We start from the raw sequence: 22,250 nt of genomic DNA, 5'->3' as shown, positions 1-22,250 counted from the left end.
TTAACAAAGCTTAGGATACAAACTAGCTAAAACTAAAGCTCTATCATGCTATCATTATTATATTTTATGTTTTAAGAGACTTAATGATCATTTTAAGGGAGTTTTGTGCGATATATCAAGTTTTTCAAAGAGTTGAACAATAAGAACGTGAATCTGGTTGGGGGCAAGAACGCTAGCATTGGCGAAATGTTTCAAGAATTAGTGCCAATTGGTATTAAAGTGCCTGATGGCTTTGCGATTACAAGCGAAGCGTATTGGTATCTTTTAGAGCAAGGGGGGGCTAAACAAAAAATCAGAGAGCTTTTAGAAAATGTTGATGCCACGGAAATTGATGTGTTAAAAATCCGCTCCAAACAAATCAGAGAGCTTATTTTTGGCACGCCCTTTCCTAGCGATTTAAGAGATGAGATTTTTCAAGCTTATGAGATTTTAAGCCAGCAATACCACATGAAAGAAGCCGATGTGGCTGTAAGGAGTTCCGCTACTGCAGAAGATTTGCCGGACGCTTCTTTTGCCGGGCAGCAAGACACTTATTTAAACATTAAGGGTAAAACAGAATTGATCCACTATATCAAATCCTGTTTAGCGTCGCTTTTTACCGATAGAGCGATTAGTTATAGAGCGAGTCGTGGGTTTGATCATTTAAAAGTCGCCTTGAGTGTGGGGGTGCAAAAAATGGTGCGAGCGGATAAAGGCAGCGCGGGCGTGATGTTTTCTATTGACACTGAAACCGGTTTTAAAGACGCGGTGTTTATCACTTCAGCGTGGGGGTTGGGCGAAAATGTGGTGGGCGGCACGATAAACCCCGATGAATTTTATGTGTTTAAGCCCACTTTAGAGCAAAACAAACGCCCCATTATCAAACGCCAACTCGGCAATAAAACGCAAAAAATGGTCTATGCCCCAAGGGGTAGCGAACACCCCACCAGAAACATTAAAACCACCAAAAAAGAATGGCAATCCTTTTCATTGAGCGATGAAGACGTGCTGATTTTAGCCAAATACGCCATTGAAATTGAAAAACATTACTCTAAAGAAGCCAAACAATACCGCCCCATGGATATAGAATGGGCTAAAGATGGCGAGAGCGGGGAAATCTTTATCGTTCAAGCGCGCCCAGAAACCGTTCAAAGCCAAAAAAGTAAAGAAGAAAATCAAGTCTTTGAAAAATTCAAATTCAAAAACCCTAACGAAAAAAAAGAAATTATCTTACAAGGCAGAGCGATTGGGAGTAAGATCGGATCAGGAAAAGTGCGCATCATCAATGATTTGGAGCATATGAATTCTTTTAAAGAGGGCGAAATTTTAGTTACGGATAATACCGATCCGGACTGGGAGCCTTGCATGAAAAAAGCGAGCGCGGTTATCACTAATCGTGGGGGGCGCACTTGCCATGCCGCTATTGTGGCTAGAGAAATTGGCGTGCCGGCCATTGTTGGGGTGAGCGGGGCGACTGATAGCCTTTATACCGGCATGGAAATCACGGTTTCTTGCGCTGAGGGCGAAGAGGGCTATGTGTATGCGGGCATTTATGAGCATGAAATTGAAAGGGTAGAGCTTTCTAACATGCAAGAAACTCAAACAAAAATTTACATTAACATTGGAAACCCTGAAAAAGCTTTCAGCTTTTCTCAACTCCCTAATCACGGCGTAGGGTTAGCCAGAATGGAAATGATTATTTTAAATCAAATCAAAGCCCACCCTTTAGCTTTAGTGGATTTGCACCACAAAAAAAGCGTGAAAGAAAAAAATGAAATTGAAAACCTTATGGCAGGCTATGCTAACCCTAAAGATTTTTTTGTGAAAAAAATCGCTGAAGGCATTGGCATGATCAGCGCAGCGTTTTACCCTAAACCCGTCATTGTGAGAACGAGCGATTTCAAATCCAATGAATACATGCGCATGCTTGGCGGCTCTAGCTATGAGCCTAATGAAGAAAACCCCATGCTTGGCTATAGGGGGGCTAGTCGGTATTATTCAGAGAGCTATAATGAAGCGTTTTCGTGGGAGTGTGAAGCCTTAGCGTTAGTGAGAGAAGAAATGGGCTTAACGAACATGAAAGTGATGATCCCTTTTTTGCGAACCATTGAAGAGGGTAAAAAAGTCCTAGAAATCTTAAGAAAAAACAATTTAGAATCCGGTAAAAACGGGCTTGAAATTTATATCATGTGCGAATTACCGGTGAATGTCATTTTGGCTGATGATTTCTTAAGCTTGTTTGATGGCTTTTCTATTGGATCAAACGATTTAACCCAGCTCACTTTAGGCGTGGATAGAGACAGCGAATTAGTCAGCCATGTCTTTGATGAAAGGAATGAAGCGATGCTAAAAATGTTTAAAAAAGCGATTGAAGCTTGCAAAAGGCACAACAAATATTGCGGGATTTGCGGGCAAGCCCCAAGCGATTACCCTGAAGTGACAGAGTTTTTAGTCAAAGAGGGCATCACTTCCATTTCTTTAAACCCTGATAGCGTGATCCCCACTTGGAACGCCGTAGCCAAGTTAGAAAAAGAACTAAAAGAACATGGCTTAACTGAACATTGATAATAAACATTGATAATAAATAAATCAATCTAACTTGAGTGGATTTTTTCGTATTGGTTTCCATTGATTTAGTTTTGATGGGTAAGATTGTTTTTTGAAAAAAAGGTTGGTAATGGAATCAGTAAAAACAAATAAAGTTGGCAAAAACGCAGAGACAGCTGACACAAAGGCAAATAAAGAGGCTCATTTTAAACAAGCGAGTGCCATTACAAATACGCTCAGATCAATTGGTGGGATTTTTACAAAAATTGTAAAGAAAGTTAGAGAACTTGTAAAAAAACATCCCGAGAAAAGCAGTGTGGCATTAGTAGTATTGACCCATGCTGCATGCAAGAGGGCAAAAGAATTAGACGATAAAGTCCAGGATAAATCCAAACAAGCTGAAAAAGAAAATCAAATCAATTGGTGGAAATATTCAGGATTAACAATAGCGACAAGTTTATTATTAGCCGCTTGTAGCGCTGGTGATATTGATAAACAAATAGAGTTAGAACAAGAAAAAAAGGAAGCAAATAAGAGTGGGATAGAGTTAGAACAAGAAAGACAGAAAACAGAACAAGAAAAACAGAAAACAAATAAGAGTGAGATAGAGTTAGAACAAGAAAGACAGAAAACAAATAAGAGTGGGATAGAACTCGCTAATAGTCAAATAAAAGCAGAACAAGAAAGACAAAAGACAGAACAAGAAAAACAAAAAGCAAATAAGAGTGAGATAGAGTTAGAACAGCAAAAACAAAAGACAATTAATACACAAAGAGATTTGATTAAAGAACAGAAAGATTTCATTAAAGAAACAGAACAAAATTGCCAAGAAAAACATGGTCAATTGTTTATTAAAAAAGCAAGAATTAAGACCGGTATTACTACTAGCATTGCTATAGAAATAGAAGCTGAATGCAAAACCCCTAAACCTGCAAAAACCAATCAAACCCCTATCCAGCCAAAACACCTCCCAAACTCTAAACAACCCCACTCTCAAAGAGGATCAAAAGTGCAAGAGCTTATCGCTTATTTGCAAAAAGAGCTAGAATCTCTGCCCTATTCTCAAAAAGCTATCGCTAAACAAGTGGATTTTTATAAACCAAGTTCTATCGCTTATTTAGAACTAGATCCTAGAGATTTTAAGGTTACAGAAGAATGGCAAAAAGAAAATCTAAAAATACGCTCTAAAGCTCAAGCTAAAATGCTTGAAATGAGAAACCCACAAGCCCACCTTCCAACCTCTCAAAGCCTTTTGTTCGTTCAAAAAATATTTGCTGATGTTAATAAAGAAATAGAAGCGGTTGCTAATACTGAAAAGAAAGCAGAAAAAGCGGGTTATGGTTATAGTAAAAGGATGTAGGCATAAGAAAACACCATAAAATCGTTTTTATATTCTAGGAGACATCATTCGGTTTCTTGCCATAGAAAAATCGCTTATTAGCTTGCTCCCTTTAAAAGGGTGTGAGTTTAAGGTATAAGGAAAACTTGTATCAAGTTTTGTTGGAATGGATTAGAAAAATCTGATTGGATTGACCCTTACAATTTTTCAAACCAATCGTTTAATAGCGATTAAATATGGCTATATATACTACAATAATAAGATTTTGATGGGTAAGATTGTTTTTTGAAAGGATTTAAATGCCTGTTATAAGAGTTTTAGTAATGCTTGCAACAATGATGATGAAGTTAGGAAAAACGGCAAAAGAAAAGAAAGTTTTTAAGAATGTGGGAATGTCTATAATGGGGATTGCTTTTTGGGAAGCGATAAAAGACTCAATAAAAAAACAAATTAAAAAAAGCGATTGGATATGCGGGAATGTTAAGACTGCGGATGATTATTTAAAAACGCATCCTAACTCATGGTTTAATTCAGCAATAGGTGTAACAGCGATAACAGCCATGCTTATGAATGTGTGTTTTGCTGATGACCAATCCAAAAAAGAAGTGGCTGAAATTCAAAAGGAAGCTGAAAACGCTAGGGATAGAGCGAACAAGAGTGGGATAGAACTGGAACAAAAACAACAAAAGACAGAACAAGAAAAACAAAAGACAGAACAAGAAAAACAAAAGACAGAACAAGAAAAACAAAAGACAGAACAAGAAAAACAAAAGACAAGCAATATAGAGACTAACAATCAAATAAAAGCAGAACAAGAACAACAAAAGACAGAACAAGAAAAGCAAAAGACCATTAAAGAACAAAAAGATTTGGTTAACAAAGCAGAACAAAATTGCCAAGAAAATCATAGTCAATTCTTTATTAAAAAATTAGGAATTAAGGGTGGCATTGCTATAGAAGTAGAAGCTGAATGCAAAACCCCTAAACCTGCAAAAACCAATCAAACCCCTACCCAGCCAAAACACCTCCCAAACTCTAAACAACCCCGCTCTCAAAGAGGATCAAAAGCGCAAGAGCTTATCGCTTATTTGCAAAAAGAGCTGGAATCTCTGCCCTATTCACAAAAAGCTATCGCTAAACAAGTGGATTTTTATAAACCAAGTTCTATCGCTTATTTAGAACTAGATCCTAGAGATTTTAAGGTTACAGAAGAATGGCAAAAAGAAAATCTAAAAATACGCTCTAAAGCTCAAGCTAAAATGCTTGAAATGAGAAACCCACAAGCCCACCTTCCAACCTCTCAAAGCCTTTTGTTCGTTCAAAAAATATTTGCTGATGTTAATAAAGAAATAGAAGCGGTTGCTAATACTGAAAAGAAAGCAGAAAAAGCGGGTTATGGTTATAGTAAAAGGATGTAGCGATTAAAAACATTGCACCAAGTTTTTAATTATCTGTCGGCTTTTGAAAACACTTTTTATGGTAGCGTTATTTGGTAATAAAAGGGATTCTTAAAAACTTAAGCTATCCCTAAAGTAAGGTAAAACTAACAAATGGAGGTTAAAACGCGCAATAAAACTCCAAAGAGCCGACTTTTTTAATCGTAATTTGCTTGTGGTTTAATAAAGTTTCTAAATGCTTAAAGGCGTTAGGATCTAGTATTAGGGGGGCTTCTTCTGCGCTTAAAGGGCGCCTGGAAATTAAAGCGAGCAATTCGTCTATACCACAAGAAATCAATTTTTTGGCTTGAGCAGTTTGAGTGGCGGTGCGTTTAGGCAAACTCACGCAAAGCCCTTCAAAAAACAAAGAGCATTTTAATAATTCATCTTCGCTTAATTTAGGGGCTTTAAAGCTTGAGGGTCTGTCTATGGTGCTTAAATCCACTCTGGCTATATTGATTTGTTTTAAAAAGGCAGCGATGAGTTTTAAGTTGTTCGCGCTATCATTCACGCCCTTAATTAACAGCACTTCAGCCACCAGTTGCCCTTGATAGATTTGAGAAAAGCGCAAAATCCCCTCTAAAATCTTGTTAATGTCTTTAGAATAGGGCTTATCCACTCTTTCAAAGGCTTTCAAATCAATAGCGTCTAAAGAAAATTTAACGATGTCAAATTCCTTTAAGGCTTGTTGGACTTTTGGCTCATAAAAGAGTGAGCCGTTGCTTAAAATCAAAGTTTTAACGCCCTTTAAAAAAGGCTTGATATTTTGGATAAGCTCTAATAAATGAGGGTATAGAGTGGGTTCGCCATTGGCGGTAATGGTTAAAACATCAATGGGGGTGGTGAGGTTGTTTAGAGCGTTTTGAATGGCGCTAATCAAGGTTTCTACTTTGATCACTTCTTCCATGCACTCAATTGGCTTGGCTTTACCCAGCTCGCAATAAATGCAATTGTAATTGCATTGTTTTTTAGAGGGCGATAGATCCACGCCCAAAGACTTCCCAAAACGCCTGGATAAAACAGGCCCAAAAACGATAGGCAGATTTTCTTTAGCCATCATCTTCCTCTAAAAACACGCGCTCTTTGCATTTAATGCATTCATGCGCCTTTTTTTTGCGATAGATTCTTTCACTCATCAAATAATGGCATTTCTCGCAACGCTTATTGATAGGCTTATGGTTGGATAAAAAATTGCATTTAGGGTAATTGTTGCAGCCATAAAACGAGCCTTTCCTACTCCTTTTTAAAGCAATATCCCCCCCACATTCTGGGCATTTCACGCTTTCTATTATTTCGTTTGCGTTAGGGGTGTTTTTTAGCGATTTGGTGTTTTTGCATTCAGGGTAGTTGTTGCAAGCTAAAAACGCCCCGTTTCTGCTGAATTTTTGCACCATTTCCCCTCCGCATTTTTCGCACAATTCTTGATTGGCTCCATCATTGGCGTTTTCAGTTTGTTTGACATATTTGCATTTAGGGTAATTGTTGCAAGCGATAAACTCCCCATAACGGCTATTTTTTTTGACTAATTCCCCACCGCATTTAGGGCATGATTGGCCGGTTTTTTCATGCACTTTTTGAGAGATGATATTCTTTTTACCGGCCTCAATTTTATCCATAAAAGGGTAGTAAAAGTCCTTTAAGACTTGCTGGTAGTCGGCTTTATTTTGAGCGATATTGTCCAGTTCCTCTTCTAAAGAAGCGCTGAATTTGGAATCCACGATTTCTTCAAAATGCTTTTCTAAAATTTCTATCACCTTAAAAGCGCTCTCTAAAGCGCTGATTTGCTTTTTTTCTACCTTGATGTAGTCTCTGTTTTGTAAAAGAGAAATCGTTGGGGCGTAGGTGCTGGGCCTGCCTATGCCTAAACTTTCTAAAACTTTAATCAAACTCGCTTCTGAATAGCGTGCTGGAGGTTCTGTAACATGGGCGTTGCTCTCTAGTTTTTCTAATTTAATGGGGTCATTTTCTTTCAAATTGGGGAGCAATTTGTCCTTATCGTCATTGCCTAAAATTTTATAATAGCCATCAAAAAGGAGTTTTCTGCCACTCGCTTTAAACTCGCCTTTTTCGCAAGCCACAACCACGCTTTGGCTTTCAAAAAGAGCGTCTTGCATTTGAGAAGCTAAGAATCGTTTGTAAATTAAGGTATAGAGCTTTAATTCTTCAGGTTTAAGGTAGTCTTTTAAAGCGTTTGGCTCTAAAATAATAGAAGTGGGCCTGATCGCTTCATGGGCTTCTTGGGCGTTTTTATTCTTGCTGGAATAAACTTTGGCTTTAGGGGGCAAGTAGTCTTTGCCATAGTCTTTTAAAATCTTGTTTCTCGCTTCTTCTAAAGCTTCTTTAGCGATATTCAAGCTATCGGTCCTCATGTAAGTGATCACCCCCATAACCCCTTGTGGGGTGGCTACGCCCTCATACAATTTTTGAGCGATACTCATGGTTTTTGTGGGCGAAAAGCCTAAAAGACTGGAAGCGCTTTGCTGTAAAGTAGAAGTCATGAAGGGGGGTGGTGTGGGGGATTTTTTAGATTTTTTAACGATACTAGAGATAGTGTAGCTTTCTTTTTCCAATTCGTTTTTAATCTCTTGGGCTTTTTTTCCATCAATGAGTTCTTGGGCTTTGAGTTTGTTACCCTTATAGCTGATGAGTTGTGCTTCTAAATTTGGCTCAAAGTAAGCGTCTAGCGTGAAATAGGTTAAAGGCTTAAAGGCTTTGATTTCCCTCTCTTTATCAATCACAAGCTTTAAAGCCGCGCTTTGCACCCGCCCAGCGCTCAAGCCTTTAGTGATCTTTGATGCAATCAATGAGCTGAGCTTGAAACCCACGATTCGATCTAAAAAACGCCTGGCTTGTTGGGCATTGACCTTAGACATGTCAATTTGTCGTGGGGTTTTTAAAGCGTTTAAAATCGCATTTTGCGTGATCTCATGAAAAACAATCCTAGGATAGCTCTCCAATTTCCCCCCAATCAAACATGCCACATGATAGCCTATCGCTTCCCCCTCTCGGTCTTCATCGGTAGCAATGTAGGTGGTAGATGCCTTTTTAGAAAGCTCTATAATCTGTTTGACAAGCTCTTTATGATCTTTATCCACGACATAATTAGGAGTGAAGCCGGTTTCATCAATCTTAATGCCTAAAGCGAATTTGGATAAATCCCTAACATGCCCTTTAGAGGCGATGACTTCGTAATTTTTATCCAAAAAATTTTTAATGGTTTTGGCTTTTGCGGGGGATTCTACAATAATAAGGTGCTTCATTGAACGCCTTTAATAAAATGTTTATACCTATTAATGAATGATTGTAGCATAGAATTTTGACTAAACGCCCTATTAAACCATAAAAACTATAGCGGCGCTAAAAATCAAAGAGTTGGAACACCCTTTGCTTGATTAACAGCAAATATCTATGCAAAGGATGCAAACATGAGTTTTAGGATAAATACCAATATCGCCGCTTTAACTTCTCATGCGGTAGGGGTTCAAAACAACAGAGACCTTTCAAGCTCGCTTGAAAAGTTAAGCTCAGGGCTTAGGATCAATAAGGCCGCTGACGATTCTAGTGGGATGGCGATCGCTGATAGCTTAAGGAGTCAAAGCGCGAATTTAGGCCAGGCGATTCGCAACGCTAATGACGCTATTGGTATGGTTCAAACCGCTGATAAAGCGATGGATGAGCAAATCAAAATCTTAGACACCATTAAAACCAAAGCCGTTCAAGCCGCTCAAGATGGGCAAACTTTAGAAAGCCGAAGAGCACTCCAGAGCGATATTCAAAGGTTGTTAGAAGAACTGGACAATATCGCTAACACCACAAGCTTTAACGGCCAACAAATGCTTTCAGGAAGTTTTTCTAACAAAGAATTTCAAATTGGCGCGTATTCTAACACCACGGTTAAAGCGTCTATTGGCTCAACAAGCTCAGATAAGATTGGGCATGTGCGCATGGAAACCTCTTCTTTTAGCGGTGAAGGCATGCTCGCTAGCGCGGCGGCGCAAAACTTGACTGAAGTGGGATTGAATTTCAAACAAGTCAATGGCGTGAACGATTATAAGATTGAAACCGTGCGCATTTCTACGAGCGCTGGCACTGGGATCGGAGCGTTAAGCGAAATCATCAATCGTTTTTCTAACACTTTAGGCGTTAGGGCGTCTTATAATGTCATGGCTACCGGCGGCACTCCCGTGCAATCAGGAACTGTTAGGGAGCTTACCATTAATGGCGTAGAAATTGGGACCGTGAATGATGTGCATAAAAATGACGCTGATGGGAGGTTGACTAATGCGATCAACTCCGTCAAAGACAGGACCGGCGTGGAAGCGAGCTTGGATATTCAAGGGCGCATTAATTTGCACTCCATTGACGGGCGTGCGATTTCTGTGCATGCAGCGAGCGCGAGCGGTCAGGTTTTTGGGGGAGGGAATTTTGCAGGGATTTCTGGGACACAACATGCGGTTATTGGGCGCTTAACCTTGACCAGGACCGACGCTAGAGACATCATTGTGAGCGGTGTGAATTTTAGCCATGTGGGCTTTCATTCCGCTCAAGGGGTGGCAGAATACACCGTGAATTTGAGAGCGGTTAGGGGCATTTTTGATGCGAATGTGGCTTCAGCAGCCGGAGCGAACGCTAATGGCGCACAAGCGGAGACCAATTCTCAAGGTATAGGGGCTGGGGTAACAAGCCTTAAAGGAGCGATGATTGTGATGGATATGGCGGACTCAGCGCGCACGCAATTAGACAAGATCCGCTCGGATATGGGTTCGGTGCAAATGGAATTGGTTACAACCATTAATAATATTTCTGTAACCCAAGTGAATGTTAAAGCGGCTGAATCTCAAATCAGAGATGTGGATTTTGCTGAAGAAAGTGCGAACTTTTCTAAATACAATATTTTGGCGCAAAGCGGGAGTTTTGCTATGGCACAAGCGAATGCGGTGCAACAAAATGTCTTAAGGCTTTTACAATAACAGCCCTTTTAATTCAAAGGGGCGTTAGCCCTTTTTATAAGTTAGAATGATGGATATTTATCAAAAAAACTTGCAAGCTCTTTTCAAAAAAGACCCTCTTTTGTTCGCAAAGCTCAAAGCCATTAAAGAAAACAAAAAATACGAAGTGTTTTTAGGGAATGATAGCGCGAATTTCAACTTATTAGATAAAGAAACAAACACGCCCTTATTTGAAAAAAGCCCGCTAGATTCAAGCTTAGAGCTATACAAAAATAGCGAAATTTACATGCTTTATCCTTATTTGTATTATTTTGGCTTGGGTAATGGGGTGTTTTATCGCTTGCTTTTAGGTAATGGCAATTTAAAACGCTTGGTGGTCATTGAGCCTGAAATAGAGATTATTTTCATTGTGTTGAATCTTTTGGATTTTTCCACTGAGATTTTAGAAAATCGTTTGATTTTATTGCATGCAAGTTTTTGCAATTACAACATGATTGCTTCATTATTTGATATGGATAAAAAGTCTCGTTTATACGCAAGAATGTATGATTTAAAACTTTTTAACGCTTATTATGAACGATATTCTCATCAAATGATAGGAATCAACCAGCATTTCACGCGCGCTTTAGAGCATGGCGCTATTAGCGTAGGCAATGACGCTAAAGACGCGCTTATAGGCATCAAACAGCATGCCGCTAATTTGCCTGAAGTCATCAAAAGCCCTAGTTTAGTGGATTTTGTGAGCGCTTTAAAAAACAGAGACACCGCTATCATTGTTTCAACCGGGCCCAGTTTAAATAAGCAACTCCCCCTTTTAAAAGAAATCGCTCCTTACGCCACGCTTTTTTGCATAGACGCTTCTTTCCCTATTTTGGCTAAAGCCGGTATCAAGCCTGATATTGTGCTGTCTTTAGAAAGGGTGGATTTAACGGCAAAATTTTACGAAGAAACCCCCTTAGATTTTCAAGAAGGCGTTATTTTTGCTCTGACTTCCATTGTGCATAAACGATTGATTCAAGCGATTAAAAAGGGGGTTAAGCAATTCAGTTTCCGCCCCTTTGGTTATACCAACATTTTTGATTTGCACCAGTATGGCTATGTGGGCATAGGCATGAGCGCAGCGAACATGGCGTATGAATTAGTGGTGCATTCTCGTTTCAAAAGATGCGTGTTTATTGGGCAAGATTTGAGCTTCTCACAAAGCGGTAACAGCCATGCTAGTGGGGCGATTTATGGCGATAAAGAGATCAAGCCTAAAAAAGATAAAGACAAGATCTTTATAGAAAAATATGGGGGTAATGGGGAAGTAGAGACCACTTTAGTGTGGAAGCTTTTCTTAGAATTTTTTGAAAAAGATATTTTTAACACGCCTTATAAACTAGAAGTCATTAACGCTACTGAAGGGGGGGCTAGGATTAAAGGGACTAAAGAAATGCCTTTTAAAGAAGTGTGCGAAAAAGTAGATAAATCCAAGCCAAAGCCTCCTATCAATCTTATTTATCCCACCCAATCAGAACAGGCTAAAAATTTAAAGATCGCCAAGCAAAAATGCGAAGAGATCATCAAATACGCCAATGAGAAAAAAACGCAAGTTGAAGAAGTGTTTTTGAAAGTGGCGCCATTTTTAGAAGAAGTGGAAAAGCTTCATGAAGAAAAAAAATTAGAAGAGTTGGATTTTAAGGAATTAGAAAATTTGAGCGCTGAAATTGATAACATTAAAGAGCTTTTTGACGACAAAAAATTCAATTCGTATTTTATGGATGCGATACAATCTTACATCTTCCACCAGGAATTGCACATCGCTGAAATCGTGTGTAAAAAAACGAGTGATGAAGACGAATTAAGGGCTAAGCAATTGGAATACATTTACGCGCACAAATACTGGCTTTTTAGTTTGGCGGGTGGGATTGATTGCGTGATAGAAGCGATCGAAATGGCTTTAAAAGAATGGTAAAACTCCCTTTTTAAGCGTATGTGTCTAGGCTAGAATAAATTTCAGGGATATTTTCGCCACTAGCAAGGTTTTTCTCAACTTGGGATCTATCTTTAATCTCGCCGTCGTTATTGATAGCGTTTAAAGCTTCTAATCGGTCAAAATCAGGGGCGTTTTGCGTATTATTTTGACTGAAACCATCTTGAATACTGCTTTGTTGTAAATCCTGCTCTGCTTGATTCCTGTCCTTTATGGTTGCGTCATTATCGATATTGTTCAAGGTTTGGAGCTGTGTGAAATTAGGGGCGTAATGGGTGTTGATGGTCATGTTTTATCCTTTTTAGCTTTTTACACGCTCAATCGTGGATCATCATTATAGCAATAATCCATTAAATCGCCCAATCGTAAAACTTTGCATGAGTTTTCAATCAAATCAAAAACTTCCATGAGTTTAGAAAGCTCCCTGTGGTAGGCAAAAATCCCACACCCCTTAATGAAAACAAAATATTTTTTGCTCTCTTGCAGTTGGCGTAAAATTTCTGTATCCGCTCTTTCTTGCCAGCTGTCATAGTCTTTGGGGTTAAAAATGGAAATTTCTTCGCCCAAAGAACGATACCCTAAATAATCTCTAGGGAGCAATCGGTTGTGGCGCAAGGAATACGCCAAACTATAAGGAGGGCGTGCGTAAGCGATGAATTTAGCGTCCAAAAACTCCCTATACACGCTCGCATGAACGGGCGAATCCAGGCTCGCTTCTTTCCAGCGGTAATCTATCTTGTCATGCAAAACCAGTAAGGTGTTTTCATTCAATTGATCAAAAACAGCGTTTCTTTTGTTGATCACAAATTGATTTGCGCCAATGCGCGCTGAAATAGAGCCTTGATAAAGCCCAAAAAAACCCTTTCTAAACATGGATAATGAAATGCTTTTGAGCGAATGAATCAGATTGCTGTCAATGCCTCTTGTGTGTGTGTTCATGTTTATCATGATAACAAGTTTTTTTAATAAAAGGTATTAGTTTCCTAACAGATCTAAATTAAATCAATTCTATAAAAAATCCTAATTTAATGCTAGTAAATAAATTTAGTGATACAGACTAAACTTTAAAGAAAAATCGGGTAATTTTTATCACTTTTTTAAAACAAGTGATAGATTATTAACTTTTTATGCTATAATGCGAGAGTTCTTTCATCAAGAATGGTGATTGACGAGATTTTTCAAATAATGATGTTAAGAAGAATTAAAGTAGGTTCTGATTTGAATAAAAAAGAGAGTTTGTTAGATGCGTTTGTTAAAACCTATCTGCAGATTTTAGAACCCATTAGCTCTAAACGCTTGAAAGAGTTGGCAAACTTGAAAATATCTTGCGCGACGATCAGGAATTATTTTCAAATCCTTTCTAAAGAAGGCATGCTCTATCAAGCCCATTCTAGCGGTGCTAGATTGCCTACTTTTAAGGCGTTTGAAAACTATTGGCACAAGTCGTTGCGCTTTGAAGTTTTAAAGGTGAATGAAAAACGCTTAAAAAACGCGAGTGAAAATTTCGGGCTTTTCACGCTGTTAAAAAAACCCAGTTTGGAGCGTTTAGAAAGAGTCATTGAGTGCGAAAAACGCTTTTTGATTTTGGACTTTTTAGCGTTTTCTTGCGCGCTGGGTTACAGCGTTAAAATGGAGAAATTTTTATTAGAACTTGTGGGCAGGAGCGTTAAAGAAGTGCGCTCAATCGCTGCTTCTGTCAATGCGTTGAGTTTGGCCAGGCAATTAGAGCGTTTGGAGTATTCCAACACACAAATCACACGCTTTAATCTAATGGGGTTAAAAACGCTTTTAAACAGCCCTTTATTTTTTGACATTTTAGGGGGTAAGGTTTTAGAGCGTTTCAAAAAGGGTTTGCATTTTATAGAGCCTGATTGCATGCTAGTAACACGCTCTATAGAATTTCAAAACAAGCGGATGCAACTGCTTTGCGTGGGGAAACTAGAATGCGATTATGAAGGGTTTTTTCAAACGATTTCTGAGGAGGAATAATGAAAGATGAACACAACCAAGAACACGATCATTTAAGCCAAAAAGAGCCAGAGTTTTGCGAAAAGGCTTGCGCTTGCAAAGAACAACAAGGTGAAGAAAAGCAAGAAGCGGGCGAAAAAGAAGGCGAGATCAAGGAAGATTTTGAGCTTAAATACCAGGAAATGCACGAAAAATACTTGAGAGTGCATGCGGATTTTGAAAACGTGAAAAAGCGCTTAGAAAGAGACAAGAGCATGGCGTTAGAGTATGCGTATGAAAAAATCGCATTGGATCTATTGCCGGTGATTGATGCGCTTCTTGGGGCTCATAAGAGTGCTGTAGAAGAAAATAAAGAGAGCGCTTTAACCAAAGGCTTGGAGCTTACGATGGAAAAGTTGCATGAAGTTTTGGCAAGGCATGGCATTGAGGGGATTGAATGCTTAGAAGAATTTGATCCCCATTTCCACAATGCGATCATGCAAGTCAAAAGCGAAGAAAAAGAAAACGGGAAAATCGTGCAAGTTTTTCAGCAGGGCTACAAGTATAAGGGTAGGGTTTTGAGGCCGGCAATGGTGAGCATTGCTAAAAACGATTAAAAACATTTATTTTAAAAGACAAGGATAACACATGGGAAAAGTTATTGGAATTGATTTGGGGACAACCAACTCCGCAATGGCGGTGTATGAAGGCAATGAAGCAAAGATTATTGCGAATAAAGAGGGTAAAAACACCACTCCTTCTATTGTAGCCTTTACGGATAAGGGCGAGATTTTAGTGGGCGAGAGTGCGAAAAGACAAGCGGTAACCAACCCAGAAAAAACCATTTATTCTATTAAAAGAATCATGGGCTTGATGTTCAATGAAGATAAGGCTAAAGAAGCTGAAAAACGCTTGCCTTATAAGATTGTGGATAGGAATGGGGCTTGCGCGATTGAGATTTCGGGTAAAGTTTATACCCCTCAAGAGATTTCAGCCAAAATTTTAATGAAGCTCAAAGAAGACGCTGAAAGTTATTTGGGCGAGAGCGTTACGGAAGCGGTGATCACCGTTCCTGCTTATTTTAACGACAGCCAAAGAAAAGCGACTAAAGAAGCCGGCACGATTGCAGGGCTTAATGTTTTAAGGATCATCAATGAGCCTACAAGCGCGGCGTTAGCTTATGGCTTGGATAAAAAAGAGAGCGAAAAAATCATGGTTTATGATTTGGGTGGGGGGACTTTTGATGTTACCGTTTTAGAAACAGGCGATAATGTCGTGGAAGTTTTAGCCACAGGGGGCGATGCGTTTTTAGGGGGCGATGATTTTGACAATCGTGTGATTGATTTCTTAGCGAGTGAGTTTAAAAGCGAAACGGGCATTGAAATTAAAAACGATGTGATGGCGTTGCAACGCCTAAAAGAAGCGGCTGAAAACGCTAAAAAAGAACTGAGCTCTGCGATGGAGACTGAAATCAATTTGCCCTTTATCACAGCGGACGCTACCGGGCCTAAACACTTGGTTAAAAAACTCACTAGGGCTAAATTTGAAAGCTTGACAGAAGATCTCATGGAAGAAACGATTTCTAAAATTGAAAGCGTGATCAAAGACGCGGGGCTAACCAAAAATGAGATTTCAGAAGTGGTGATGGTAGGCGGTTCCACTCGTATCCCTAAAGTCCAAGAAAGGGTGAAAGCGTTTATCCACAAAGAGTTGAATAAAAGCGTCAATCCTGATGAAGTCGTAGCGGTGGGCGCGAGCATTCAAGGGGGCGTGTTGAAAGGCGATGTGAAAGATGTGCTTTTATTAGACGTTACGCCTTTAAGCCTTGGGATTGAAACTTTAGGGGGCGTGATGACTAAAGTGATTGATAGAGGCACGACTATCCCGGCGAAAAAATCTCAAGTGTTCTCAACCGCTGAAGACAACCAGCCCGCTGTGTCCATTATGGTTTTACAGGGCGAAAGGGAATTGGCAAGGGATAATAAATCTTTGGGTAAATTTGATTTGCAAGGCATCGCTCCAGCTCCAAGAGGCGTGCCGCAAATTGAAGTAACCTTTGATATTGACGCTAACGGGATTTTAACCGTTTCAGCGCAAGATAAAAATACCGGCAAAAGCCAAGAGATTAAAATTTCTGGTTCTAGCGGGTTGTCTGATAGCGAGATTGAAAAAATGGTTAAAGACGCTGAATTGCACAAAGAAGAAGACGCTAGGAAAAAAGAAGTGATTGAAGCGAGAAACCATGCCGATAGTTTGGCGCACCAAACCCAAAAGAGCCTTGATGAGCATAAAACGAATTTGAATGAAAACGACGCTAACGAGATCCAAAACGCTATTAACGCTCTTAAAGAGTGCGTCAAAAACGATAACGCTACTAAAGCGGAGCTTGAAGACAAAACCAAATTATTAGCGCAAGCGGCTCAAAAATTAGGCGAAGCCATGGCGAATAAAAACAACGCCGAGCAGCCCAAGAAAAAAGACGATGACGTGATTGATGCGGAAGTGGAGTGAAACGCTTTAAAACTTCTTTTAAGCGGGCGGTTTTAATGAAACCCCGCTTGCTTTTCTCATTTTCATCAATGGGATACTGATTGCAAAATCTAAAAAATAGCGTTTTTTAATCCAAATATCAAAGCCTGATTGTAATCAAGCGATAGTTTTTTTAAGGTTTAGCTTAAAAGCGTTGGTGGGATTTTAGGAAAATCCCTTATGAGAGAGTTCTTTTTGGTATGGGGTTGTTTTATAAAGTTATTTCTTAATGGCTTGCGCTAGATGGCTCTAATTCAAAATACGCAGTGGGGATTTGATTAAATTCATTAACAAGGTGTAAAAAATAGTCGGTAATGCTTTCAAGATCGGCTTCTAAATCGTCATAGCTCTCTTGGTAGTATGCATCTCCATTAGGATCAATGATCTTGTCATACGCTAGGCATTTTTGACACTCTTTTTCCCCATTCTCCTCTATGGATCGACCTATACAGAGACAAAACTTTTCTGCATCGTTCTTCCAATAGTAAGCAAACCAGAGGTAAAAACCTTTTTTTTGGGTTGGTATTTCACCATTGACAAATCCTTCCCCTAAAATATCCTGACGGCAAAAGGCGATGGATGGCTTCTTGGATAAGTTCCCAGAGCCAAGACTGATTTTGCACGCATAACCCCATGGCGCTAAAAACTTGTTCAGCCCGTTTTGGCATGAACCATACTTTGGTATTTTTGGAGTTCTGCCTGTTTGTTTTTCCTCTTGCGCTTTAGCGTCAATTGACGCTACAAACTCTCTTAACAAGTCTTGGAACGCTTTTCTTTGCTCTTCATTCCATTCTATCGTTTCCATTGACAGCTCCTGATCGATCTTAATAAGCCGACATTCTATCTTAAATTTTACTCCATTTAACGAGTTTAGGCATAATCGCAAAATTGAATTTTATTGTTTGTTATAGGAGGAATGATGATTATCACCGCAATGCAAGACGCCATAGGCCGCACTCCCGTTTTTAAATTCACTAACAAGGATTACCCCATTCCCGTAAATTCCGTCATTTACGCCAAACTGGAGCATCTAAACCCAGGAGGGAGCGTTAAAGATCGCTTAGGCCAATACCTTATAGAAGAAGGATTTAAAACGGGCAAAATCACTTCTAAAACAACCATCATTGAGCCTACCGCAGGCAATACCGGCATCGCTCTAGCCTTAGTGGCGCTCAAGCACCACTTAAAAACCATCTTTGTTGTCCCGGAAAAATTCAGCGCAGAAAAACAGCAAATCATGAGGGCTTTGGGGGCTTTAGTAATCAACACGCCTACTAGCGAAGGGATTTCTGGTGCCATTAAAAAAAGCAAAGAGTTAGCCGAAAGTATCCCTGATAGCTATTTGCCCCTACAATTTGAAAACCCTAATAATCCCGCCGCTTACTACCACACCCTAGCCCCTGAGATTGTCCAAGAATTAGGCACAAATCTTACGAGCTTTGTGGCCGGGATAGGGAGTGGTGGCACTTTTGCGGGCACGGCTAAGTATTTGAAAGAACGCATTCCTGCGATTCGTTTGATTGGGGTGGAGCCGGAGGGTTCTATTTTGAATGGGGGCGAGCCTGGGCCTCATGAGATTGAGGGCATTGGCGTGGAGTTCATCCCCCCTTTTTTTGAAAACTTGGATATTGATGGCTTTGAAACGATCTCAGATGAAGAGGGTTTTAGCTACACCAGGAAGTTAGCCAAGAAAAACGGCTTATTAGTGGGGAGCTCTAGCGGGGCAGCTTTTGTGGCAGCGTTGAAAGAAGCGCAACGCCTCCCCGAAGGTAGCCAGGTTTTAACCATTTTCCCGGATGTTGCCGATCGTTATCTTTCTAAAGGTATTTATTTATAAATTCATAAAAAGGAAAAATCATGCGCATGCAAACAAAACTAATCCATGGGGGCATTAGTGAGGATACGACAACGGGGGCGGTGAGCGTGCCTATTTATCAAACTTCCACCTACCGCCAAGACGCCATAGGCCGCCACAAGGGCTATGAATACTCTCGCTCAGGCAACCCCACGCGCTTTGCTTTAGAAGAACTCATCGCCGATTTAGAAGGGGGGGTTAAGGGGTTTGCTTTTGCCTCTGGATTAGCTGGAATCCACGCCGTTTTTTCCCTCTTGCAATCAGGCGATCATGTGTTGTTAGGTGATGATGTTTATGGGGGGACTTTCCGCTTGTTCAATCAAGTGCTTGTCAAAAACGGGCTTTCTTGCACCATTATAGACACTAGCGATCTATCCCAAATCAAAAAGGCTATCAAGCCCAACACCAAAGCCCTTTATTTAGAAACCCCTAGTAACCCCTTGCTTAAAATCACGGATTTAGCGCAATGCGCTGGTGTTGCTAAAGATCATGGCTTGCTCACTATCGTGGATAACACCTTTGCCACCCCCTATTGCCAAAACCCGCTTCTTTTGGGAGCGGATATTGTGGTGCATAGCGGCACAAAATACTTAGGCGGTCATAGCGATGTGGTTGCTGGGCTTGTAACCACCAATAATGAAGCGCTAGCCCAAGAGATCGCTTTTTTCCAAAACGCTATCGGTGGGGTTTTAGGCCCTCAAGACAGCTGGCTGTTGCAAAGAGGGATTAAAACGCTAGCATTACGCATGCAAGCTCATCAAAAAAACGCTCTTTGTGTGGCTGAGTTTTTAGAAAAACACCCTAAAGTGGAAAGGGTTTATTACCCGGGCCTTCCCACTCACCCTAATTACGAGCTAGCCAAAGCCCAAATGCGTGGCTTTAGCGGAATGCTCTCTTTCACCCTCAAAAATGACAGCGAAGCGGTTGCTTTTGTAGAAAGCCTTAAACTATTCATTTTAGGCGAGAGTTTGGGCGGGGTGGAAAGTTTGGTGGGGATTCCGGCATTTATGACCCATGCGTGTATCCCTAAAGAACAACGAGAAGCTGCAGGGATTAGAGATGGCTTGGTGCGCTTGTCTGTAGGGATTGAGCATGAACAGGATTTGTTAGAAGATTTAGAGCAAGCGTTCGCTAAAATAGGCTAAAATTTGCCATTTATAAACTAAGGAGTTAAAAACATGAAAACGCCAAAAATGAATGTAGAGAGTTTTAATTTGGATCACACCAAAGTCAAAGCCCCTTATGTGCGTATCGCTGATCGCAAAAAGGGCGTTAATGGGGATTTGATTGTCAAATACGATGTGCGCTTCAAGCAGCCCAACAAAGATCACATGGACATGCCAAGCTTGCACTCTTTAGAGCATTTAGTCGCTGAGATCATCCGCAACCATGCTAATTATGTCGTGGATTGGTCGCCTATGGGTTGCCAAACGGGATTTTATCTCACGGTGTTAAACCATGACAATTACACAGAGATTTTAGAGGTTTTAGAAAAGACGATGCAAGATGTGCTAAAGGCTACAGAAGTGCCTGCCAGCAATGAAAAGCAATGCGGTTGGGCGGCTAACCACACTTTAGAGGGCGCACAGAATTTAGCGCGCGCTTTTTTAGACAAACGCGCTGAGTGGTCTGAAGTGGGGGTTTGATTGGTGGGGGAATGATTTTACTCCCCTACCCCCTTACCCATTATTTTACCCATTTTGCCCATAGGCGTTAAATTCTAGTAAAAATCATCGTATCAGTGTTAATATTATGTAAAAATTAATGTTATGAATCTCTTGGTTTAAAAGGATTTCAATGAAAAAATTGATTTTAGTCATCTTTTTAACGCTAGCGCTTTCAATCTCTGCAAAAGAAGTCAAAATAGTGTTTTTAGAAACTTCAGACATTCATGGGCGGCTTTTTTCGTATGATTATGCAATTGGCGAACAAAAACCCAATAACGGCTTGACAAGGATTGCGGCTTTAATCAAAAAGCAAAGGGCTGAGAATAAAAATGTGGTTTTGATTGACAGCGGGGATTTGTTGCAGGGTAATAGTGCGGAGTTGTTTAACGATGAGCCTATCCACCCGCTAGTTAGAGCCGAAAACGATTTGAAATTTGACATTCGTGTGCTTGGGAATCACGAGTTTAATTTCAGCAAAGATTTTTTAGAAAAGAATATTAAGGGGTTTAATGGCGGTGTCGTGAATGCGAATATTATCAAAATTGCAGACAGTAAGCCGTTTGTGAAGCCTTATATGATTAAAAAAATTGATGGCGTGAGGGTGGCGGTTGTGGGGTTTTTGGTGCCGCACATCCCAACTTGGGAAGCCTCTATGCCTGAACATTTTGCAGGATTGAAGTTTTTGGACGCTGAAGAAGCGTTAAAAAAGACCTTGAAAGAGCTGAAAGGGAAGTATGATATTTTGATTGGCGCTTTTCATTTGGGGCGAGAAGATGAGAAAGGTGGCGATGGGATACCTGATCTGGCGAAAAAATTCCCGCAATTTGACATCATTTTTGCAGGGCATGAGCATGCGGTTTATAACACTAAAATAGGAAAGGTGCATACCATTGAGCCTGGAGCGTATGGGGCTTATCTGGCAAAGGGCGTGGTGATGTTTGACACCCAAACGAAGAAAAAAATCGTAACGACTGAAAATTTACCCACAAAAGGCGTGCCAGAAGATGAAGAATTAGCGAAAAAATACGAATATGTGGATAAAAAATCAAAAGAATACGCTAATGAAGTGGTTGGCGAAGTTACAAAAACCTTTATTGACAGGCCTGATTTTATCACAGGAGGAGAAAAAATCACTACAATGCCAACCGCCGCCTTGCAAGAAACACCGGTGATAGAATTGATCAATAAAGTGCAAAAATACTATGCAAAAGCCGATGTTTCAGCGGCAGCCTTATTCAATTTTGGGGCGAATTTGAAAAAAGGGCCTTTCAAAAGAAAAGATGTCGCCTATATTTACAAGTTCGATAACACGCTCATTGGAGTGAAAATAACGGGTGAAAATCTGTTGAAATACATGGAATGGTCGTATCAATTTTACAACCAGTTGCAACCGGGCGATTTGACGATCAGTTTTAATGAAAATATTCGCAGCTATAACTTTGATATGTTTTCTGGCGTGAAATACCAGGTTGATGTTACCAAACCTGCCGGACAAAGGATTATTAATCCGACAATTAACGGAAAACCCATTGACCCCAAAGCCATCTATAAATTAGCGATCAACAATTACCGATTTGGGACATTATCCACGACATTGAATTTGGTTACAGACGCTGATAGGTATTATAATTCTTACGATGCATTGCAAGATAACGGGCAAATACGGGATTTGATCATCAAATACATCACGGAAGAAAAAGGGGGGAAGGTAACCCCTGAATTGGAACATAACTGGGAAATCATCAACTATGATTTCAAAAACCCGCTGCTAAAAAAATTGAGAGAAAAATTAAAAGAGGGGAGCATCAAAATCCCCACTTCAAAAGACGGAAGGACTTTGAATGTCAAATCCATTAAGGAAAGTGAAGTTAAATAAAATTTTTTATTTTCATTATTTTATTTTTAAGCCTAACTTAAAAAAGGGTGTTCTATAATTTTAGCTTGTTTGTTCTCTTGTTTCGTTTTCAAACAACCGGGTTTTAATTTTATTTTGTGCCACTCGTTTTTCGGGGGGGGGGGTGCATTTGGAA

17 protein-coding genes are annotated in these 22,250 nt (G+C 40.0%); 12 read left to right on the top strand and 5 right to left on the bottom strand.

The features are described from left to right. Positions 1 to 105: 105 nt before the first annotated feature. The 3 genes from ppsA to DQL14_RS01640 all read left to right on the top strand — a co-directional run bounded on the left by ppsA (position 106) and on the right by DQL14_RS01640 (position 5,283). Complete coding sequence (ppsA, locus tag DQL14_RS01650) at positions 106 to 2,544, top strand: pyruvate, water dikinase (RefSeq protein WP_108169620.1); 2,439 nt, start codon at positions 106 to 108, stop codon at positions 2,542 to 2,544. A 112-nt stretch (positions 2,545 to 2,656) separates the two neighbouring features. Continuing rightward, on the top strand, positions 2,657 to 3,886 hold the full coding sequence (locus DQL14_RS01645) for a DUF874 family protein (protein ID WP_108169619.1): 1,230 nt from the start codon (positions 2,657 to 2,659) through the stop codon (positions 3,884 to 3,886). A gap of 278 nt (positions 3,887 to 4,164) precedes the next feature. Further along, positions 4,165 to 5,283, top strand: a complete 1,119-nt coding sequence (locus tag DQL14_RS01640; protein WP_108169618.1) for a DUF874 family protein — start codon at positions 4,165 to 4,167, stop codon at positions 5,281 to 5,283. A gap of 139 nt (positions 5,284 to 5,422) precedes the next feature. Here DQL14_RS01640 and DQL14_RS01635 read toward each other — a convergent pair whose 3' ends face one another. After that, the gene (locus tag DQL14_RS01635; RefSeq protein WP_108169968.1) at positions 5,423 to 6,358 is read right to left on the bottom strand and encodes a radical SAM protein; all 936 of its coding nucleotides are present in this window, start codon (positions 6,356 to 6,358) and stop codon (positions 5,423 to 5,425) included. Next, the gene (gene topA / locus DQL14_RS01630; protein WP_108169617.1) at positions 6,351 to 8,561 is read right to left on the bottom strand and encodes a type I DNA topoisomerase; all 2,211 of its coding nucleotides are present in this window, start codon (positions 8,559 to 8,561) and stop codon (positions 6,351 to 6,353) included. The genes DQL14_RS01635 and topA overlap by 8 nt, the downstream gene beginning before the upstream one ends. Positions 8,562 to 8,726: 165 nt before the next feature. Here topA and DQL14_RS01625 point away from each other — a divergent pair, with 165 nt between their 5' ends. Both DQL14_RS01625 and DQL14_RS01620 read left to right on the top strand, forming a co-directional pair. Beyond that, complete coding sequence (locus tag DQL14_RS01625) at positions 8,727 to 10,271, top strand: flagellin B (protein WP_000010021.1); 1,545 nt, start codon at positions 8,727 to 8,729, stop codon at positions 10,269 to 10,271. Positions 10,272 to 10,320: 49 nt separating this feature from the next. Further along, the gene (locus DQL14_RS01620) at positions 10,321 to 12,204 is read left to right on the top strand and encodes a motility associated factor glycosyltransferase family protein (protein WP_162296843.1); all 1,884 of its coding nucleotides are present in this window, start codon (positions 10,321 to 10,323) and stop codon (positions 12,202 to 12,204) included. 10 nt (positions 12,205 to 12,214) lie between these two features. On the opposite strand, the gene DQL14_RS01615 is transcribed toward DQL14_RS01620, so the two are convergent. After that, positions 12,215 to 12,511, bottom strand: coding sequence for a hypothetical protein (locus tag DQL14_RS01615; protein WP_108169615.1), 297 nt, complete (start codon positions 12,509 to 12,511; stop codon positions 12,215 to 12,217). 20 nt (positions 12,512 to 12,531) lie between these two features. Beyond that, entirely contained in the window at positions 12,532 to 13,170 is a 639-nt protein-coding gene (locus DQL14_RS01610) for a class II aldolase and adducin N-terminal domain-containing protein (RefSeq protein WP_108169614.1), read from the bottom strand. 210 nt (positions 13,171 to 13,380) lie between these two features. Here DQL14_RS01610 and DQL14_RS01605 point away from each other — a divergent pair, with 210 nt between their 5' ends. From DQL14_RS01605 to dnaK, 3 genes are read left to right on the top strand one after another with little or no spacing between them, the layout of a single operon-like run. Further along, on the top strand, positions 13,381 to 14,211 hold the full coding sequence (locus DQL14_RS01605; protein WP_108169613.1) for an HrcA family transcriptional regulator: 831 nt from the start codon (positions 13,381 to 13,383) through the stop codon (positions 14,209 to 14,211). Beyond that, complete coding sequence (grpE, locus tag DQL14_RS01600; protein WP_108169612.1) at positions 14,211 to 14,786, top strand: nucleotide exchange factor GrpE; 576 nt, start codon at positions 14,211 to 14,213, stop codon at positions 14,784 to 14,786. The genes DQL14_RS01605 and grpE overlap by 1 nt, the downstream gene beginning before the upstream one ends. Positions 14,787 to 14,817: 31 nt before the next feature. After that, positions 14,818 to 16,680, top strand: coding sequence for a molecular chaperone DnaK (dnaK, locus tag DQL14_RS01595; protein ID WP_108169611.1), 1,863 nt, complete (start codon positions 14,818 to 14,820; stop codon positions 16,678 to 16,680). A 244-nt stretch (positions 16,681 to 16,924) separates the two neighbouring features. Here dnaK and DQL14_RS01590 read toward each other — a convergent pair whose 3' ends face one another. Beyond that, positions 16,925 to 17,503, bottom strand: coding sequence for a hypothetical protein (locus DQL14_RS01590; protein WP_108169610.1), 579 nt, complete (start codon positions 17,501 to 17,503; stop codon positions 16,925 to 16,927). Positions 17,504 to 17,617: 114 nt separating this feature from the next. On the opposite strand from DQL14_RS01590, the gene DQL14_RS01585 reads away from it, so the two are divergent. From DQL14_RS01585 to DQL14_RS01570, 4 genes are all read left to right on the top strand, one after another. Next, entirely contained in the window at positions 17,618 to 18,535 is a 918-nt protein-coding gene (locus DQL14_RS01585) for an O-acetylserine-dependent cystathionine beta-synthase (protein ID WP_162296842.1), read from the top strand. A gap of 20 nt (positions 18,536 to 18,555) precedes the next feature. Beyond that, positions 18,556 to 19,698: a cystathionine gamma-synthase gene (locus tag DQL14_RS01580; RefSeq protein WP_108169608.1), complete on the top strand. Its 1,143-nt coding sequence runs from the start codon at positions 18,556 to 18,558 to the stop codon at positions 19,696 to 19,698. Positions 19,699 to 19,731: 33 nt separating this feature from the next. Next, positions 19,732 to 20,199, top strand: coding sequence for an S-ribosylhomocysteine lyase (locus DQL14_RS01575; protein ID WP_001919603.1), 468 nt, complete (start codon positions 19,732 to 19,734; stop codon positions 20,197 to 20,199). 172 nt (positions 20,200 to 20,371) lie between these two features. Beyond that, complete coding sequence (locus DQL14_RS01570) at positions 20,372 to 22,096, top strand: bifunctional metallophosphatase/5'-nucleotidase (RefSeq protein ID WP_331837384.1); 1,725 nt, start codon at positions 20,372 to 20,374, stop codon at positions 22,094 to 22,096. Positions 22,097 to 22,250: the final 154 nt, after the last annotated feature.

This window comes from Helicobacter pylori NCTC 11637 = CCUG 17874 = ATCC 43504 = JCM 12093, from assembly GCF_900478295.1.
Taxonomy (GTDB): Bacteria; Campylobacterota; Campylobacteria; order Campylobacterales; family Helicobacteraceae; genus Helicobacter; species Helicobacter pylori.
The sequence above is the reverse complement of the archived record's forward strand: the minus strand, read 5'-3'. Positions and strand labels throughout refer to the sequence as shown.

Coding starts and splice junctions, on each gene's coding strand:
- grpE (WP_108169612.1), top strand. CDS start 14,211: ATGAAAGATGAACACAACCAAGAACACGATCATTTAAGCCAAAAAGAG.
- DQL14_RS01645 (WP_108169619.1), top strand. CDS start 2,657: ATGGAATCAGTAAAAACAAATAAAGTTGGCAAAAACGCAGAGACAGCT.
- dnaK (WP_108169611.1), top strand. CDS start 14,818: ATGGGAAAAGTTATTGGAATTGATTTGGGGACAACCAACTCCGCAATG.
- DQL14_RS01640 (WP_108169618.1), top strand. CDS start 4,165: ATGCCTGTTATAAGAGTTTTAGTAATGCTTGCAACAATGATGATGAAG.
- DQL14_RS01575 (WP_001919603.1), top strand. CDS start 19,732: ATGAAAACGCCAAAAATGAATGTAGAGAGTTTTAATTTGGATCACACC.
- DQL14_RS01590 (WP_108169610.1), bottom strand. CDS start 17,503: ATGGAAACGATAGAATGGAATGAAGAGCAAAGAAAAGCGTTCCAAGAC.
- DQL14_RS01625 (WP_000010021.1), top strand. CDS start 8,727: ATGAGTTTTAGGATAAATACCAATATCGCCGCTTTAACTTCTCATGCG.
- DQL14_RS01620 (WP_162296843.1), top strand. CDS start 10,321: ATGGATATTTATCAAAAAAACTTGCAAGCTCTTTTCAAAAAAGACCCT.
- DQL14_RS01615 (WP_108169615.1), bottom strand. CDS start 12,511: ATGACCATCAACACCCATTACGCCCCTAATTTCACACAGCTCCAAACC.
- DQL14_RS01605 (WP_108169613.1), top strand. CDS start 13,381: ATGGTGATTGACGAGATTTTTCAAATAATGATGTTAAGAAGAATTAAA.
- DQL14_RS01610 (WP_108169614.1), bottom strand. CDS start 13,170: ATGATAAACATGAACACACACACAAGAGGCATTGACAGCAATCTGATT.
- DQL14_RS01635 (WP_108169968.1), bottom strand. CDS start 6,358: ATGGCTAAAGAAAATCTGCCTATCGTTTTTGGGCCTGTTTTATCCAGG.
- DQL14_RS01585 (WP_162296842.1), top strand. CDS start 17,618: ATGATTATCACCGCAATGCAAGACGCCATAGGCCGCACTCCCGTTTTT.
- topA (WP_108169617.1), bottom strand. CDS start 8,561: ATGAAGCACCTTATTATTGTAGAATCCCCCGCAAAAGCCAAAACCATT.
- DQL14_RS01580 (WP_108169608.1), top strand. CDS start 18,556: ATGCGCATGCAAACAAAACTAATCCATGGGGGCATTAGTGAGGATACG.